Source organism: Devosia sp. (assembly GCF_036676215.1).
In the GTDB taxonomy this organism is placed as follows: domain Bacteria; phylum Pseudomonadota; class Alphaproteobacteria; order Rhizobiales; family Devosiaceae; genus Devosia.
In genome coordinates this window covers 127,466-142,932 of the sequence record NZ_JAKFDJ010000068.1, presented here as the reverse complement: position 1 = coordinate 142,932, position 15,467 = coordinate 127,466, and the positions used below count along the sequence as shown (strand labels likewise).

Below are 15,467 nucleotides of genomic sequence, written 5' to 3'. Positions count from 1 at the left end.
CTGCTCGATGATGCCGTCGCGCAGCACCACGATGGTATCGGCCAGGGTCATGGCCTCGACCTGGTCGTGCGTCACATAGATCATCGTGGTCTGCAGTTCCTTGTGCAGGCGCGCGATCTCGATCCGCATATGCACGCGGAGCTCGGCGTCGAGATTGCTCAGCGGCTCGTCGAACAGGAACACCTGCGGGTTGCGCACGATCGCCCGGCCGATGGCGACGCGTTGCCGCTGACCGCCGGAGAGTTGCTTGGGCAGGCGATCGAGCAGGGGCCCAAGCGCCAGAATGCGCGCGGCTTCTTCTACCTGTCTGGCGATCTGGTCCTTCGCCACACCGGCAAAGCGCAGGGCGAAGCCCATATTCTCGCGCACCGTCATATGCGGATAGAGGGCATAGGACTGAAACACCATGGCGATGCCGCGCTTGGACGGATCGACGTCGTTCATGCGCTGCCCGCCGATCTCAAGATCGCCAGCGGTTATGTGCTCGAGCCCGGCGATCATGCGCAGCAATGTGGACTTGCCGCAGCCCGAGGGGCCGACGAAAACGACGAACTCCTTGGTCTTGATCTCAAGGTTGACGCCCTTGATGACTTCCAGTTTCCCGTAGGCCTTGTGGACGTCCGTAAGCTTCAGGCTGCTCATGGGTTCTGAACCTTATTTGACCGCGCCCAGCATGCCCTCGACGAAGCGGCGCTGGAGCAGGAAGAAGATGACGAGAGTGGGCAGGGTGGCGAGAACGGTGCCGAACAGGATCAGCCCATAATCGGGCGTATAGGCCGCCGTCAGGCCGGACAGGATCAGCGTGATGGTCTTGTTCTCCGCGGTCTGCAGCACGACGAGCGGCCAGAGGTAATTGTTCCAGTTCGACATGAAGACGATGATCGTGGCCGCCGCATAGGTAGAGCGCATCACCGGCAGATAGACGAACAGGAAGATCTGCCACTCCTTGAGGCCGTCGATCTTGGCGGCGTCGCGCAGCTCGGTAGGGAAGGCCTTGGTGGTCTGGCGGAAGTAGAAAATGATGAAGATCGAGGCCACGGTCGGCAGGATGACCGCCGCGAATGTATTGACCAGCTTGGCCTGGCTGAACATCACGAAGAGCGGCACCATCATCGCCGCGAAGGGAATGGACAACAGCAGCAGCAGGAAGCCGAAGATGCGCTCGCGCACCCGCGAGCGGAACATTTCGAAGCCATAACCGGCCAGCGAGGAGATCGCCAGGGTCAACACCGTGGCGACAACAGCGATGACGCCAGAATTCCAGAAGATGCGGACGGCGTCGACCTGGCTGAAGAAGGCCGTGGCGTTGGTGATGAGGGCGGACCCGATCGAGGTCTTGCCCTTGATGATGTCGGCCGAGGTGTTACTTGCGCCCACGACCATCCAGTAGAAGGGAAAGATCGAGGCGAAGGCAGCGACGGACAGCAGCACATAGACCAGTGCGCGCCGGATGGGGCCCCAGGGATTAGCGGGCACGCTGGACCGTGCAGCGGCCCGGTCGACGCCGCTCGTGGTCATAGAGGACACGGTCATGCTGCCCTCCGATCGCGGGCGATAATGAACTGGATGAGGCTGAGAATGCCCACCAGCACCACGATGACCCAGGACACGGTTGCCGAATAACCGAAACTGGGCATGAACTTGAAGGTGAGGTTGTAGATATAGAGCGACAGCGTCAGCGTCGAATCCGAGGGTCCACCGGTTCCGGCCGTGAGATTGGCCACTTCGTCGAACAGCTGCAGCGTGCCGATGGTCGATATGACCGTAGTGAACAAGATCACCGGCTTGAGCATGGGAATGGTAATGTAGCGGAAGCGCGCCCAGGCGGGGACGCCGTCGATCCTTGCCGCCTCGTAGATCGAGCGGTCGATATTCTGCAGTGCGGCCAGATAGAAGATCATGTTGTAGCCGGTCCAGCGCCAGGTGATGGCCATAATGATCAGCACCTTGGCCCAGAAGGGGTCGCCCAGCCAGGAGATGGGCCCATTGATCAGGTGCAGTTGCATCAGCGTCTGGTTGACCACGCCATCTATGGCGAACATCGACTTGAAGACGGTCGAATAGGCAATCAGCGAGGTGGCGCAGGGCAGAAAGATCGCCGTGCGGAAAAAGCCACGGAAGCGGAGGGTGGAATCGTTGAGCGCAACCGCGAACAGCAGCGCCAGCACGATCATGATCGGCACCTGGAAGATGAAGAACGTGAACGTATTGCCCAGCGCCCGCAGGAAGACCGGATCCTTGGTCAGCCGCAGGATATTGGCAAATCCGCCGAAGCTGAGATTCATGCCCTTGCCGACCTGGAAGCTCATCCAGAGCGACCAGACGATCGGGTAGATCATGAACAATCCGAGCAGGATCAGGGCGGGGGCAATGAAGGCCCAGCCGGTAATGTTCTCTCTGCGATCAAGTCGCGCCTGTGCCAATTCTCACCCTCCCCGGTGCCGCAGCCTAGCATGGCCGATAGGGCCGGGCGCCGCTACTGCGACGCCCGGCTGGGAAAGCGAGTCGAGCTCGCCTTCCCGTGCAGCTTACTGCATCTGCTGCTGGGCCTGGTCGTGAATGGCCTGGAGCGCGGCATCGAGGTCGCCGCCCTCGATGATGCCAGGAACCTGGGCCTGGACAGCCGAGTCAACTTCGGCGGTGAAGGTGCCGTAGTCCACGCTCGGAATCTGGCTCAGCCAGGTGGAGAAGTTCTGCCACACCGGAGCGCCGCCGAAGAAGTCGTCCGACGCCTTGAAGGCATCGCCTTCGCGGGCAGCGAGCAGGGAGCCGACGGCGCCGCGCTTGATCAGGATGTCCTGGTAAAAGTCGACATTGCCGGCCCAGACGGTCTTGAGGAAGTCGATGGTCTCTTCCTTGTTGTCCGAGGACGACAGCACGAACCAGCTCGAACCACCCTGGTTCGAGGCATTGACCGAGCCTTCCATATCGAGGCGCGGGATCGGCGCAACGCCCCACAGGCCCGACTGATCGGCATTGGCCTTGATCGTCGCGGTGATCCAGACGCCGACGGGAACCACGGCCACTTCGCCCGAGGTGAAGGCACCGGTATATTCAGCCCAGCCCGACACCGGCTTCACCAGGTCTGCCTGGAAGAGCTTTGCATAGGTCTCGAGCGACTTCTTGAGCGCGGCATTGTCGGTGATGTGCAGGCTGCCGTCCGCATTGAAATACCACTCGCCGGCCGACTGCATCATCATGCGGATGACGCCGGTATCGTTGAGGTCGAGGTCGAGCAGCGGCTTGCCGGTCTTGGCCTTCACTTCAGTGCCGATTTCGATCAGGCGGTCCCAGGTGATGTTCTCGAGGTCGGCACCGGTGAACCCGGCCTGCTCGAGATAGTCCGAACGGTAGAACAGGCCGGTGACGCCAGAGTCGAAGGGCACCGAGTAGGACTTGCCGTCGAGCGTTGCGGCCGCCACCTTGTACTGAGCGAAGACCGACATATCGATGGAGTCAGACAGCGGCTCGAAGGCGCCGGGGAACGACTGGAGATACTTCTGGGCGATATCGTCCTGGATCAGCACGATGTCCGGAAGGCCTTCGGTGCTGCCGGCCAGAAGCTGCGTCTGCAGCTTGGCGCGGATGTCATCCTGGCTGGCGGTGTCGTCCACATTAAACGTCACGTCGGGATGCTCCGCGGTGTAGAGCGCGCCAGCTTCCCGCATGGTATCGCCGTTGAAAGCCTTGTCCCAGACCCAGACCGAGATTTCTCCGGCCGAGGCGGCGGTGACACTGAACAGGCTAACGCCGGTCAGCGCGACGGCAAGCGTGTTGCGCCACCGCGAAGTAATGCGGATCATGTAGTCCTCCCTTTTCATTTGCTCTTATGCTGAGCGCTTCCTAAGCTAACCACATAAAGCGTGGCGTCCCTCACATTAGGCATGCAGAGTTGGCGGAAAGTAAGATGGCGCAAAGGGCGTATTATGTACCCGATGCCAATGGGGTAGAGCGGCTTCCAACGCGTATGTCGATGTTTCATGCGGCGCCACCGGTCATGCGGGCACCCCATTGGCACGCGCAGGTCGAGGTCAACTACATCGTGCGCGGCTGGGTCCATTATCGCATGAGCGGCCACGAGGTCCGCTTCAATGAGGGCGACCTTGTCCTGTTCTGGGGCGGTTTACCCCACCAGATGGACGACGCGGCGGATGACGTGGTCTATGCCGGCGGGCACCTGCCGCTGGTGCATTTTTTCCGCCTGCGCCTGCCGCAGGATGTGCAGTCCAAGCTGATGCAGGGCGCAACCCTGATCACCCAGGCGACCGACGCTTCAGACACGCTCAATTTTGCGCGATGGAACGATTATGCCCGCTCGGGCGATCCGATGAAGGCGGGCATGGCGGTTGACGAACTGCTGTTGCGCATCGAGCGCGTTCGGTTCGATCCCTATACGCTATTGCCGGGCCCGGCCGACGTGGTGAGCGCCGTTGAAGGCCTGGATCACCACTCATCGCCGATCGTCGTTCGTATCTGCGATTTTATCGCCGACAATTTCCGCGAAGACATCGATTCCTGCGATATTGCCTCGGCCGCCGATATCCATCCGAAATACGCGATGAACGTGTTCAAGAAGTCGACGGGCATGACGCTCAACGATTATGTGAACCTGATGCGGCTGAGCTATGCGCAGGCCCTGCTGATGCAGGAAGAGGCGAATGTGCTGCAGGTGGCGATGGATAGCGGCTTTGGTTCACTCAGTGCTTTCAACAAGTCGTTCCGCAAGATTGCAGGCATGTCGCCGACCGATTTCCGCCGCGACGTCCGGGGGCGGCCGAGCGCGCCCGTGACCGTCCAGTCCGGTTCAACCGTACAAATGAACTAGCCAGATGTGGAAGCGGCGCGCTGCGGCACTGCTGTTCGGCGGCGCTGTCGTCGTTGCGTTGGTATCGCTGCGGGCAGCGGATCCCTATGCCGTGCGGGTAGCGCGCGAAACCACCTTCGATGTGTTCCAGCAACTCCAGCCGAGGCAGGCGCCCGTCGATCTGCCGGTGCGCATCGTCGATATTGATGAAGCTTCGCTCATCGCCCTAGGGCAATGGCCGTGGTCGCGACAGATCATGGCGCGCATCGCTGACCGGCTCACCGAACTCGGCGCTGCGGCGGTGGCCTTCGACATCCTGTTCGCCGAGCCGGACCGGTTGTCGCCGTCCGCCATCGTGGCGGGCGGTGCAGACTATGATGCACAGTTCGCCCAGGCGCTGGCGGGGCGGCCGACCATATTGGTGATGAGCCGGGCCGGGCAGGGCACTGCCCCGCCCGCGCCCAAGTCCGGCTACGCGATGACCGGCACCGATTCCTTGCCCAGCCTGCCGGTGCTGGATGGCGTTGCGGCGCCGCTGCCTGCGCTGGCTGAGGCCGCGGCGGGTCTGGGCGTGGCGAGCCTTGATCGCGAAGGGGCCGGGGTGGCGCGGCGGCTGCCGCTGCTGTGGTCGAGCGGCACCGCGCCGCTGCCCACCCTGTCGGTCGAAACACTGCGGGTGGCGCTGGGCGTCTCGACATTGGTCGTCCTGGGCGATACGGCCGGAGCCGGGACGGTGGAAGGGCTGAGGATCGGTCAGTTCGACGTACCCACCGGGCCCAGCGGAGACATGTGGCTCTACTATCGGGAACTTGCGCCCGAAACCTATGTGTCGGCACAGCGGCTGCTTTCGGCTGACTACACCGAACTCGCGCCCTTGCTGTCGGGCCATATCGTGCTGATCGGCGCGTCGGCGGCCGGCCTGCTCGATATTCGCGCCAGCCCGCTGGGCGGGGCGGTGCCGGGGGTGTCGATCCATTTGCAGGCGCTGGAACAGATGCTGACGGGCACCTTCCTGCATCGCGCCGACTGGGTGGGTGGACTGGAACTGCTGCTCATCGCCGCCAGCGCGGTCGCCGTGGTGCTGGCCTTGCTGCTGACCGGTCCGTTGCTGGGGCTGCTGGTTTCGGGCGTCGTGGCGGCAGCCGTCCTGGCGGGCAGCTGGCTTGCCTTTGCGCGCTATGGCCTGCTGATCGACCCCGGCTTTGCCCTCTTTGCCGTGCTGGTGGCCTATGCGGCCATGGCCTTCTTCCAGTTCGCGGTAACCGACGCCGACAAGCGCCGCATCCGCAGGGCCTTCGCCCACTATGTCGAGCCGTCGCTGCTGGCCCAGATCGAGGCCGATGACGGGCTGCTGAAGCTGGGTGGTGACGTGCGCGAGCTGACGGTAATGTTCTCGGATGTGCGCAACTTCACCGCGCTCAGCGAACGCACCGCGCCTGCCGAGCTGGTCGGCATTCTCAATCGCCTGTTCGCGGCGCTGGGGGCGGCCATCGTCGCCCATCTGGGCACCATCGACAAATTCATGGGCGATGCCGTCATGGCGTTCTGGAACGCCCCGGTGGACGTGCCGCAGCATGCCCGGCGCGCCTGCGAGGCGGCGCTCGCCATGCGCGAGGCCCTGCACCGCCTCAATGGGCAGCAGGCCAGCGTTGAGCCGATCGCTATCGGCATCGGCATTTCCACCGGGCCGGCGCTGGTGGGCAATATGGGGTTCGAGGCGCGCTTCGACTATTCCTGCATCGGCGACACGGTCAACGTTGCCAGCCGATTGGAGGGCGCCTGCAGACATGTCGGCTACGACATCCTCGTCACGGCCGAGACGCGAGCGGCCGTGCCTGAGCTGGCATTTCTGGATGCCGGCTGCGTGGTGCTCAAGGGCATCAGCCATCCTGAGCCGATCCACCTGCTGGTCGGACCGGCCTCGCTCGCGGCGTCGGAGGTTTTTGTGGCGCTGCAGTTGGACCACGACGCGCTTGTGGCGGCCTGGGCCAGGGGCGATGCGGCGCCCGAGGCCTTCGCTCAATGCCGGGCAGCTGCGGCGCTGATCGACCCCCGGCTGGGCGATTTCTATGACGCCAGCCACAATCGCCGGGAGGACTTCGTCCTTGCCGCGTCGGCCAGCCTGGACACCAGCCACCAGGTCAATCCGGCCAACACCAGCACGCGATAGAGCGCGATCATCCGGGTGGGCCGGGTGCCGTGCCTAGCGCGCCGCCGGCGTGATGCGCCAGATGGCGTGGCCGACATCGTCGGCAACGAGCAGGGCGCCGTCCTTTGCCAGCGCCACGCCCACCGGGCGGCCGCTGGAGTATTTCTCGTCGGGCGCGAGGAAGCCGGTCAGCAGATCGATCGGCGGCTGGCCGGTCGGCTTGCCGTCGGCGAAGGGCACCAGCACGACGCGATAGCCGCTGAGCTTGCTGCGGTTCCACGAGCCATGCTGGCCGATGGCCATGCCGGCGGGATAGCCCGGCAGCGTGCCCTCGGGCACCCAGCAGAGGCCAAGCGAGGCCGTGTGGCCGCCAAGGGCAAAATCGGGCGCGATGGCGCTGGCGACCAGGGCCGGATTGGGCGGGGTGACGCGGTCATCGACGATCTGGCCCCAATAGGAATAGGGCCAGCCGTAAAAGCCGCCATCCTTGACCGAGGTCAGGTAATCGGGCGGGGTTTCGTCGCCCAGGCCGTCGCGCTCGTTGACCACGGTCCAGAGCGAACCGGTGGTGGGTTCGAAGGCCATGCCGACGGGATTGCGCAAGCCGCCGGCAAAGGTGCGGCGCTGGCCGGTGACGAGGTCGAGTTCGAGAATGGCGGCGCGGTCCACTTCAACGTCGAAGCCGCTCTCGGCGATATTGCTCTGCGAGCCGACGCCGATGAACAGCTTGCTGCCGTCAGCGCTGGCGATGAGGTTGCGCGTCCAGTGCCCGCCGGGCTTGAGGTCGGTCAGCTTGCGCCCGGGAGCGGTGATCCGCGTCTGACCGGTCTCATAGGGGAAGGCGACGACACTGTCGGCATTACCGACATAGAAAGTGTCCCCGACGAGGGCCATGCCGAAAGGCTGGCTCAGGTTTTCGAGGAAGGTCTCGCGGATCTCGGGAACGCCATCGCCATCGGCATCACGCAGCAGGATGATGCGATTGGCGCTCGGATGCAGCGCACCGGCGCGTTTCATGGTCTGGGTCATGGCCAGGTCCATGACCGACCTGATCTTGCCGGCCTCCGACGAGGCCTCCGCCACCAGAACGTCGCCGTTGGGCAGCGTATAGATCCAGCGGCAATGCTCGAACTTCATGGCGAAGGCGCTGACCGACAGACCCGGCGCTGGCGTTGGCTTGTCGCCCGGCGCCCAGCCCTTGGCGGTTGGCATCTTGAGGGTCGGCATGGCACCCTGCGGATGCGCCTCGGGAATCTGCGGCGCCGTGCCATAGGCTGGCACGTGGTAGCGGGGGTGACGGGGATATTCCATGATCCAGTACCACACCGCCGCAGCGACCAGTGCGGCAAGCACGAGCAAGACGAGAATTGTGGTTCCGACCATGAGAAGTTCCTGAGAGGCTGTCTGGTGGGGATGCGGCGAGTGCCGTGTGCTGGTTTTGCGCGAAGTCCCGCGTCAGCGCAAGCGACTCGTATGGAAGTTTGAGGCAGGCAGCGACGTTAGCCAGCCGGAGAATCCGGTGCGCCCAGCGTGGTTTGCGCGGTCAGGGTCGAGACGAACCGCTTGGTGCGCTCCTCTGCCGGAGCGCCGAAGACCTGCCTGGCCGAACCGGCCTCGACGATCTCGCCAGCATCGAGGAACACCACATTGCTGGCGATGGTGGCAGCCAGTCGCAGATCGTGGGTCGCCATCAGCATGGTCGTGCCCTCGCGCGCCAGTTGTGCCAGCACCTCGACCACTTCCACCGCCAGTTGCGGATCGAGCGCCGAGGTCGGCTCGTCGCACAGCAGCACCTTGGGGGTAGGGGCCAGCGCCCGGGCAATCGCCACGCGCTGCTGTTGACCGCCTGAGAGATTGGCGGGCCAGGCCTCGGCTTTCTCCACCATGCCGACCTTTTCCAGCAATTCCATTCCCCGTATCCGCGCCTTTTCGCGCGGCCACTTCAATACGGTCACCAGGCTCTCCATGACGTTTTCCAGCGCGGTGAGATGGGGGAAGAGCTGGAAATTCTGGAACACCATGCCGGTCTTGCGCCGGAGCGCCAGGATGGCATTGCGGTGGACTTTTCCATCCGGCGAGAAATCGATGATCGCGTCATCGATGCGCACGCGCCCCGATTGCGGAATTTCCAGCAGGTTGACGCAGCGCAGCAGCGTGCTCTTGCCGCTTCCCGAGGCGCCGATCAGTGCGGTGACGCCGCCTTCGGGAACAATCAGGCTGACGCCGTTGAGAACATGGTTGTCCTGAAAGCTCTTGTGGATGTGTTCGAGGGTGATCACGACGCTGCCTCGATATAGCCGCCGTAGCGGGAAAGACGTTTTTCCAGCCGCGCCTGCAAGCTGGAGAGCACCGAGCTCACCACCAGATAAATGAGCGCAACCTCGACATAGAGGATCAGCGGCTCATAGCTGGTGGCGACGATGCGTTGCCCCGCCCTGAACAGCTCCGGCACCGTGATCGCGGCGGCAAGGGAAGTGTCCTTGACCAGCGAGATGAAGGTGTTGGACAGCGGCGGCACGGCGATGCGACCGGCCTGGGGCAGGATGGTGCGATACATCGCCTGTCGCCAGGTCATGCCGATCGAATAGGCCGCCTCCCACTGTCCCTTGGGTACCGATACGAGCACCGCCCGGATGATCTCGGACGTATAGGCGCCCACATTGAGCGTGAAGCCGATCAGCGCCGCCGGGAAGGCATCGAGCACGATGCCGACGCTGGGCAGGCCGTAAAAGATCAGGAAGAGCTGCACCAGCAGCGGCGTGCCCCGGATGATCCACACATAGAAGCGGACCAGGGCAACCAATGGACCGGGGGCGAAGAGCCGCGTCAGCGCCACCACGAAGCCGACACCCAGGCCCAGGGCAAAGGATAGCAGCGTCAGCGGCACCGTGAAGACCAGGCAGGCCCACAGCAGTGACGGTAGCGACTCGATCATCAAGGAGAGCCAGTGCGGCATCAGGCGATTCCGTCAGTCGTGAAAAAAGGATCGGCCGAAAGCGTCGGCCGATCCTTGTAAACAGCCCCAGGCGACAAGGCTACTGCGAGACGTCCTCGCCGAAGTATTTCTGGGAAATCTCGGCATAGGTGCCATCATCCTTGATGGCGGCGAGGGCGGCATTGATGGCCTCGAGCAGTTCCGGCTTGCCCTTGGCCAGCAACACGCCCGAGAAATCGGCGTCCGCCTCGGTGGCGGCGATCTTCACATCGGCGTCGGGCTGCTGCTTCTTGAAATCAAAGAAGGACAGGCTGTCGTTGATCGTCGCATCGGCACGCCCCTGCAGCACAAGAGCAATGGACTGATCGAAGCCTTCGGTCGGAACGATTTCCGCGCCATATTCCTGGGCCAGCTTGCCGTAATTGCTGGTCAGCGTCTGTGCCGACCGCTTGCCCGACAGGTCTTCGAAGCTGGTAATGTCGGCATTGTCGCCCTTGACCACGAGTGCCGCCTTGGAGGCGATGTAGGGCTCGGAGAAGTCGTACTTGGCCTGACGCTCCTCGTTGATGCCGACCTGGTTGATCACCACGTCATAGCGGTTGGCGTCGATGCCCGCGATCAAGCCGTCCCACGGTCCTTCGACAAACTCGGCTTCCACACCGAGGCGCTCGGCGACCTCACGCCCGATCTCCACGTCAAAGCCCACCAGCGCGCCCGAAGCGTCATGGAAGGTGAACGGCGCGTAGGTGCCTTCAGTACCAATCCGCAGCTCGCCGGCCTCTTTGATCTGGTCGAGTGCCGACTGCGCGAATACGGGTGTAGCCAAGGCCAGCTGCACCAGGCCAATAGCCAGTAACGACTTCGAAAGCTTCATTTTCTTCTCCTACTAACGCAAGCATCAGGTGTTGAAAGCTGCGCCTGCAGACGGCCGGTTTCAACCACCTGGAAGGATGTTTCTCTGCCTGGGATGGCTCGGCACGCGCATGCTCAATTCGATCAGGCCCGGAGTTGCCAATACCAACTATCGGGGCCGGCGCGCACCGCCGTGGCCGACACCAAGGCGCGCCGGGTCACGCTCCAGAGCGCGCCCCTTGAAAAGACTGATCAGGACGGCTTCACGATGCGGGTCCGTCAGCGCGATAACCGCTGCGCATTCATTGTTACCGTGACAATGACGCCTTCTTCCGACCAGTCGGTCTTGATGGATCCGCCAAGCTGTCCGGAAACACTGCGGTTGAGAAGCTTGCTGCCGTACCCTTGCCCATCCGGAGGCGCTACAGACGGACCACCACGTTCGGTCCATACCATGCTGACCTCATCGTCTAACGACGTTCCCGAGATGTCCAGCATTCCTGACCCCACCGAGAGAGCGCCATACTTCAACGAGTTTGTGGCCAGTTCGTGGATGACCAGGGCCAGGGTGGTCGCCGACACCTCGCCGATGCCCATGCGCGGAACAGCAACGCGGATGCGCCCGCTAAAGGCGCCAGAATCGTCATAGGGTGCCAGGAGCACGGCTATGAGATCACCCAGCAGGGCGGCCCGGCCCTGGTGCCCGGGCAGGGGACGGACGAGGTCGTGAGCCCTTCCGAGCGCGGTCAGGCGTTCCGTCAACTCCTTGGCCATCTCTTCGACCGAGGTGGTCGAGCGGGATGTCAGATTGGTGAGGCCGGCTGCAATAGCCAGCAGATTCTTGACGCGATGGCTCATCTCCCCGGCGAGGAGTTCATGGCCCTCTTCGGCCTGCTTGCGACCAGTGACGTCGAGGAAGACGCCGGACATCTGGCCCTTGTGCAGCCCCTCGTCATTGCCCAGGCCGCGGGCAGAGACCCACCGGATTTCCTGGTCCAGGAGGATTCGGAAGTCGATCTCGTAGGCGCCGATTAGCGCCCGCGTCGCGGTGAATGCGGCCCGCACCCGATCCCGGTCCGCAGGATGGATACGGGACGACAAATCCTCGAACGTCACCTCGCTCTTCTGCGGCAGGCCCCATAGTTCGAAGGCCTGCTCGTCCATCGCAAAGGCGTCCGTTTCGACGCTCCACGACCAGAGGGCCACCCCGGCCGCGTGAAGGGCCCGCTTAAGGTTCTTCACCTCCCAGAGGGGATGGCTCTCGTCGACAAATGGCATGGCGGCCTCCTCACCTGTACTTGAGCAGATTGCCTGGGCATACGCCACCCTGCCGTTGCCTAGCGAAGGCGGCAGCGGCAAGTCCGGCACGAGCAACCATCCTGGCAAGAGCGCGCTCCTTAAAGCGGCGGTAACCATGATCGATTACGGTCCATTCGACATATCGGGGAGGTTGATGTGCGGGTTTTCGCTCTGGTCGCGGCTTTGTTTTCGAGCACGGTAGGTCCGGTTATGGCCGGCCCCATGCCAGTACTGCCCGACCTTCCGCCTCTGCCCACAACCTATGTGTCAGTCGGCACGGATGGGCTCTATGCCGGCATTCTGGCAGGATATTCTTCCAACGGGCCTGGCGGTGCGGCGCTGGGCATTGTCGTCGGCAATACCGTGCACGCCTCGGATCTGCTTATTGGCGTCGAAGGGCTGGCTTTGGTCTCGAACGGCGATGCCGAGATAGAGGCCGGCGTCCGGATCGGGCTGCCACTGACCGATGCCCTGAGCGTTTTCGGAAATGCGGGCCTCGGTCATAGCACGGCGACCGGCGCTTTTGCCTCCATCGGCATCAGCACAGATTTCCTCCTGACCTCGGACGTCGCGCTGCGTCTGGACTATCGGTATGGTCACGACCTGTCTGGCGACCCTGCAAATCATCGCATTCTAGGCGGTCTGGTTAGGGCCTTCTAAACCTTCCGCCGATCATTGCGGGTCTCGTTAAGGCTTTGCTACCCGAGCCCGCCCCATTCTCCCAAGGGTCGAACATCAAAAACTGAGGGGATCGCAAATGCGCAAGCGCTTTGTGTCAGGCACCATCGTATCGATAGCGCTCATCATGAGCCCGGCGGGAGCCGTGGCAGACGACTGGACTGCCGTGCGCCTGCGAGGGGGGGTGTTCGCCCTGGAAAATGGCGCCTGGGTGCAACTGTTTCGCGGCAGCGTGGTGCCCGACGATCGCGTGATCAAGAGCGCGCCCGATGGGCGGATTACCCTGGTGCGAGGGCAGGAGACGATCGAGTTCGGGCCTGACACCACGGCGCAGATCGCCGACAGCGCCGGATTCACTACCGTCTATAATCACGCTGGTACGGTTGGGGTCGATGCGGAAGCGCGGAACGTCCAGCACTTTGCCGTTCAGACGTCCTATCTTGCTGCCATCGTAAAGGGCACCGCCTTTACGGTCGCCACCTCCGAGGAGGGCTCAACGGTTGCTGTCGCCCGCGGGGTCGTGGCGGTCGCGGACACTCGGGCGGATAGCTCCGTATACGTCGAGGCTGGCCAGCAGGTTTCCACGGGCGTAACCCCCATTGCTTTTGACAATATCATAGCCCGCGCCATAAACGCGCCGGCTCCACCCGCGCCTGCGGCGACCCAGCCCAACCCGTCCGCCTCGCTCGCCCAGGGCCAATCAGGCGAAAATGTCGCTTCGGCCGGTTCGGCCAACGGCAATGCGGGCGGGTCCTTGAACAACGGAAATGGCAACGACAAGTCGGGCGGCGTCAGCAATGCTGGCGGCAGCGGCGGCGAATCCTCGGGCAGGGGCGGCGGCAATGCTGAGAACGGCAACGGCCGCGGCAGTGAGAACGGGAACGGGAACGGGAACGGGAACGGGAACGGAAAGAAGGGATGACCAGGTCCAGGCGTCCTTCGGTTGTGGCGCGAACTGAACGATGAACGTCCAATCGTACAGGTCCGTGACGGCAGCGGGCGTTCTGGACGCGCATGTTCAAGATCTGTCGATTATGGCAGAGGTCGAGCGCCTCCTCTCGGGTCGAACCCGCAACATCCGGCTTAAGGGTCAGGTGGCCCAGGCGTTCTGGGATCGAACCTGGCGACAAGCCGCCATGATTGTTCGATCCTGGCTGGTCTGGGTCATGGTTCTTGAGGGTTTGACCCTGGTGCTGAACCTGGTTCTGCTGCCCCAAACATCTGGGGTGGCGATGCTGCTGCCTGCGGCGATGGTCCTCGCTGCCGCCCTTGCGGCGCTCCTGGTCTGGCGCAAGCGTCGGTCAAATCGTGTGCTGCACTGGTCGCTGACGGTCGCCATGTTCTTCATGCTGCTCGGCGTCGGCCTGATGGGTGTGGCCGGTGGGGGCGAGCTCTACGAGCGCTTTCTCAATGTGATGGTCTTTACGGCCATCACCGGCATCATCATTTTCACCGTGCCCATGCGCCACACCGTGGCTCTGGCCGCCATCGTTCTCAGCCTCTACCTCCTGTTGCAGCTGCAAAATCCCATGGTAGAGGCCCGGAGCGCCCTATCGGGGTTCTTTTTCTATTTTTGTGGGGTGATCGCGACCGTCATGGCGCGGCGGACCGCCACCATCCTGGCGCAGAAATCCTTCCTGCTTGAACTGCGAGATCGCCGACACGTGGCCGAGCTGGCCGAAGCAAATCATCGGCTCGACGAGCTGTCCAAGATCGACCCGCTGACGGGCGTGGCCAACCGCCGCTGGATGCGCGAACTGCTTGGCAAGCTCTGGCTGGAAGCCGACACGGTCGCGGTTCTGATGTGCGATATCGATGATTTCAAGGCGTTGAACGATCAGCGCGGCCATGCCGAAGGCGATCGCTGCCTCCAGCAGGTGGCAAACCTCATCAAACATAACCTGCGATCCAAGCAGGATTGCGTCGCCCGCTATGGCGGCGAGGAGTTCATGATCCTCCTGTTTAACGCCACGGCTGCCGAAGCTCTCGCGGTGGCCGAACAGATATGCAGTTCCATCGCCGCAGCCGCATTTCCAAGCCCCGGTTCACGGGTGGCACCGTTTGTCACAGTGAGTATCGGAGTTGCGGCGGGGCCTACCAGTCCGGAGAAGCACGCCCCTGAGCGTCTCCAGCGACAGGCCGATGAAGCGCTCTATGCCGCCAAGCGCGCGGGGCGAAATCGGGCGATGGTCTTTGCCTCCGAACCCCAGATTGTTCCCGCTACTTTGTCGTCCATCTCTGAGACGATTTAGACGAGCAATGCGATAGGATCTGGCCCAATACGGATGCGGTCAGCGCCACGCCGCGCCCTGTAAAATGGTCAGCAATGCTAACTTGAAAGCGGTGACGTCGATGTCCATGGTTATGGCCGGAGGTGGCCATGAAACAGGAACGCGAATGTCTAGTCCAGACTGTTGAAGTTACGCATGATGGTAAGATTCATCGTGCCAGCTACTACGTCGAAAACAACGTCATCCATGCCCGGATGGACGGCCATATGATGTTGAGTCCGCTGGGCAACGCATCGGCGGCCGACACGGTGAAGGCGCTGCTGACCGAACACCTGATTCAGCGGCGGCGGGTGATGAGCCAGGCCAAACGTTGGCTGTCGACGGGATGGCTAACTCACGCGGAACCCGGCAACGGCGCTTGAGGTCGACAGGTTTTCAAGCCAAACCTGCAAGGCTGACCAATTCAACTGGGCCCAGGGCTTTCCTGGGCCTTCTTCTTGAAGCGTACAGGCCGACCGA

15 protein-coding genes are annotated in these 15,467 nt (G+C 63.0%); 6 read left to right on the top strand and 9 right to left on the bottom strand.

The window, feature by feature from the left end:
* The 4 genes from V6M52_RS07230 to V6M52_RS07215 form a co-directional block, all read right to left on the bottom strand.
* On the bottom strand, window positions 1-642 hold a 642-nt coding region (locus V6M52_RS07230; protein ID WP_332700547.1), incomplete at its 3' end, for an ABC transporter ATP-binding protein.
* A 12-nt stretch (window positions 643-654) separates the two neighbouring features.
* On the bottom strand, window positions 655-1,533 hold the full coding sequence (locus V6M52_RS07225) for a carbohydrate ABC transporter permease (protein ID WP_332690679.1): 879 nt from the start codon (window positions 1,531-1,533) through the stop codon (window positions 655-657).
* Window positions 1,530-2,423: a carbohydrate ABC transporter permease gene (locus V6M52_RS07220; protein WP_332690676.1), complete on the bottom strand. Its 894-nt coding sequence runs from the start codon at window positions 2,421-2,423 to the stop codon at window positions 1,530-1,532. Before V6M52_RS07220 ends, V6M52_RS07225 begins: the two co-directional genes overlap by 4 nt.
* Window positions 2,424-2,528: 105 nt before the next feature.
* Window positions 2,529-3,803 (bottom strand): ABC transporter substrate-binding protein, encoded by a 1,275-nt coding sequence (locus V6M52_RS07215; RefSeq protein ID WP_332690673.1) that lies wholly within the window; start codon window positions 3,801-3,803, stop codon window positions 2,529-2,531.
* A gap of 104 nt (window positions 3,804-3,907) precedes the next feature.
* Here V6M52_RS07215 and V6M52_RS07210 point away from each other — a divergent pair, with 104 nt between their 5' ends.
* Both V6M52_RS07210 and V6M52_RS07205 read left to right on the top strand, forming a co-directional pair.
* Window positions 3,908-4,825 (top strand): helix-turn-helix domain-containing protein, encoded by a 918-nt coding sequence (locus V6M52_RS07210; protein ID WP_332690671.1) that lies wholly within the window; start codon window positions 3,908-3,910, stop codon window positions 4,823-4,825.
* 4 nt (window positions 4,826-4,829) lie between these two features.
* Window positions 4,830-6,974: a CHASE2 domain-containing protein gene (locus V6M52_RS07205; RefSeq protein ID WP_332700546.1), complete on the top strand. Its 2,145-nt coding sequence runs from the start codon at window positions 4,830-4,832 to the stop codon at window positions 6,972-6,974.
* 33 nt (window positions 6,975-7,007) lie between these two features.
* On the opposite strand, the gene V6M52_RS07200 is transcribed toward V6M52_RS07205, so the two are convergent.
* From V6M52_RS07200 to V6M52_RS07180, 5 genes are all read right to left on the bottom strand, one after another.
* Window positions 7,008-8,264: a PQQ-dependent sugar dehydrogenase gene (locus V6M52_RS07200; protein ID WP_332700549.1), complete on the bottom strand. Its 1,257-nt coding sequence runs from the start codon at window positions 8,262-8,264 to the stop codon at window positions 7,008-7,010.
* A gap of 188 nt (window positions 8,265-8,452) precedes the next feature.
* Entirely contained in the window at window positions 8,453-9,232 is a 780-nt protein-coding gene (locus V6M52_RS07195) for an amino acid ABC transporter ATP-binding protein (RefSeq protein ID WP_332700545.1), read from the bottom strand.
* Window positions 9,229-9,909: an amino acid ABC transporter permease gene (locus tag V6M52_RS07190; protein ID WP_332690663.1), complete on the bottom strand. Its 681-nt coding sequence runs from the start codon at window positions 9,907-9,909 to the stop codon at window positions 9,229-9,231. Before V6M52_RS07190 ends, V6M52_RS07195 begins: the two co-directional genes overlap by 4 nt.
* 79 nt (window positions 9,910-9,988) lie before the next feature.
* Window positions 9,989-10,762 carry an amino acid ABC transporter substrate-binding protein gene (locus tag V6M52_RS07185; RefSeq protein WP_332700544.1) on the bottom strand — a complete coding sequence of 258 codons (774 nt, stop codon included), beginning with the start codon at window positions 10,760-10,762 and terminating at the stop codon, window positions 9,989-9,991.
* A gap of 257 nt (window positions 10,763-11,019) precedes the next feature.
* The gene (locus V6M52_RS07180; protein ID WP_332690657.1) at window positions 11,020-12,018 is read right to left on the bottom strand and encodes a sensor histidine kinase; all 999 of its coding nucleotides are present in this window, start codon (window positions 12,016-12,018) and stop codon (window positions 11,020-11,022) included.
* Window positions 12,019-12,195: 177 nt separating this feature from the next.
* Between V6M52_RS07180 and V6M52_RS07175 the strand changes: the two genes are divergently transcribed.
* The 4 genes from V6M52_RS07175 (at window position 12,196) to V6M52_RS07160 (ending at window position 15,370) form a co-directional block, all read left to right on the top strand.
* Window positions 12,196-12,699: a hypothetical protein gene (locus tag V6M52_RS07175; protein ID WP_332700543.1), complete on the top strand. Its 504-nt coding sequence runs from the start codon at window positions 12,196-12,198 to the stop codon at window positions 12,697-12,699.
* Between the two features lie 97 nt (window positions 12,700-12,796).
* Window positions 12,797-13,639 (top strand): FecR domain-containing protein, encoded by an 843-nt coding sequence (locus V6M52_RS07170; protein WP_332700542.1) that lies wholly within the window; start codon window positions 12,797-12,799, stop codon window positions 13,637-13,639.
* Window positions 13,640-13,679: 40 nt separating this feature from the next.
* On the top strand, window positions 13,680-14,969 hold the full coding sequence (locus V6M52_RS07165; protein WP_332690648.1) for a GGDEF domain-containing protein: 1,290 nt from the start codon (window positions 13,680-13,682) through the stop codon (window positions 14,967-14,969).
* A 128-nt stretch (window positions 14,970-15,097) separates the two neighbouring features.
* The gene (locus tag V6M52_RS07160; RefSeq protein ID WP_332700541.1) at window positions 15,098-15,370 is read left to right on the top strand and encodes a hypothetical protein; all 273 of its coding nucleotides are present in this window, start codon (window positions 15,098-15,100) and stop codon (window positions 15,368-15,370) included.
* The last annotated feature ends 97 nt before the right edge of the window (window positions 15,371-15,467 follow it).

Excerpts from the sequence above, each read along its gene's own strand:
- V6M52_RS07225 (WP_332690679.1), bottom strand. The coding sequence starts at position 1,533 with ATGACCGTGTCCTCTATGACCACGAGCGGCGTCGACCGGGCCGCTGCA.
- V6M52_RS07215 (WP_332690673.1), bottom strand. The coding sequence starts at position 3,803 with ATGATCCGCATTACTTCGCGGTGGCGCAACACGCTTGCCGTCGCGCTG.
- V6M52_RS07210 (WP_332690671.1), top strand. The coding sequence starts at position 3,908 with ATGGCGCAAAGGGCGTATTATGTACCCGATGCCAATGGGGTAGAGCGG.
- V6M52_RS07205 (WP_332700546.1), top strand. The coding sequence starts at position 4,830 with ATGTGGAAGCGGCGCGCTGCGGCACTGCTGTTCGGCGGCGCTGTCGTC.
- V6M52_RS07200 (WP_332700549.1), bottom strand. The coding sequence starts at position 8,264 with ATGGAATATCCCCGTCACCCCCGCTACCACGTGCCAGCCTATGGCACG.
- V6M52_RS07190 (WP_332690663.1), bottom strand. The coding sequence starts at position 9,909 with ATGCCGCACTGGCTCTCCTTGATGATCGAGTCGCTACCGTCACTGCTG.
- V6M52_RS07185 (WP_332700544.1), bottom strand. The coding sequence starts at position 10,762 with ATGAAGCTTTCGAAGTCGTTACTGGCTATTGGCCTGGTGCAGCTGGCC.
- V6M52_RS07180 (WP_332690657.1), bottom strand. The coding sequence starts at position 12,018 with ATGCCATTTGTCGACGAGAGCCATCCCCTCTGGGAGGTGAAGAACCTT.
- V6M52_RS07170 (WP_332700542.1), top strand. The coding sequence starts at position 12,797 with ATGCGCAAGCGCTTTGTGTCAGGCACCATCGTATCGATAGCGCTCATC.
- V6M52_RS07165 (WP_332690648.1), top strand. The coding sequence starts at position 13,680 with ATGAACGTCCAATCGTACAGGTCCGTGACGGCAGCGGGCGTTCTGGAC.
- V6M52_RS07160 (WP_332700541.1), top strand. The coding sequence starts at position 15,098 with ATGAAACAGGAACGCGAATGTCTAGTCCAGACTGTTGAAGTTACGCAT.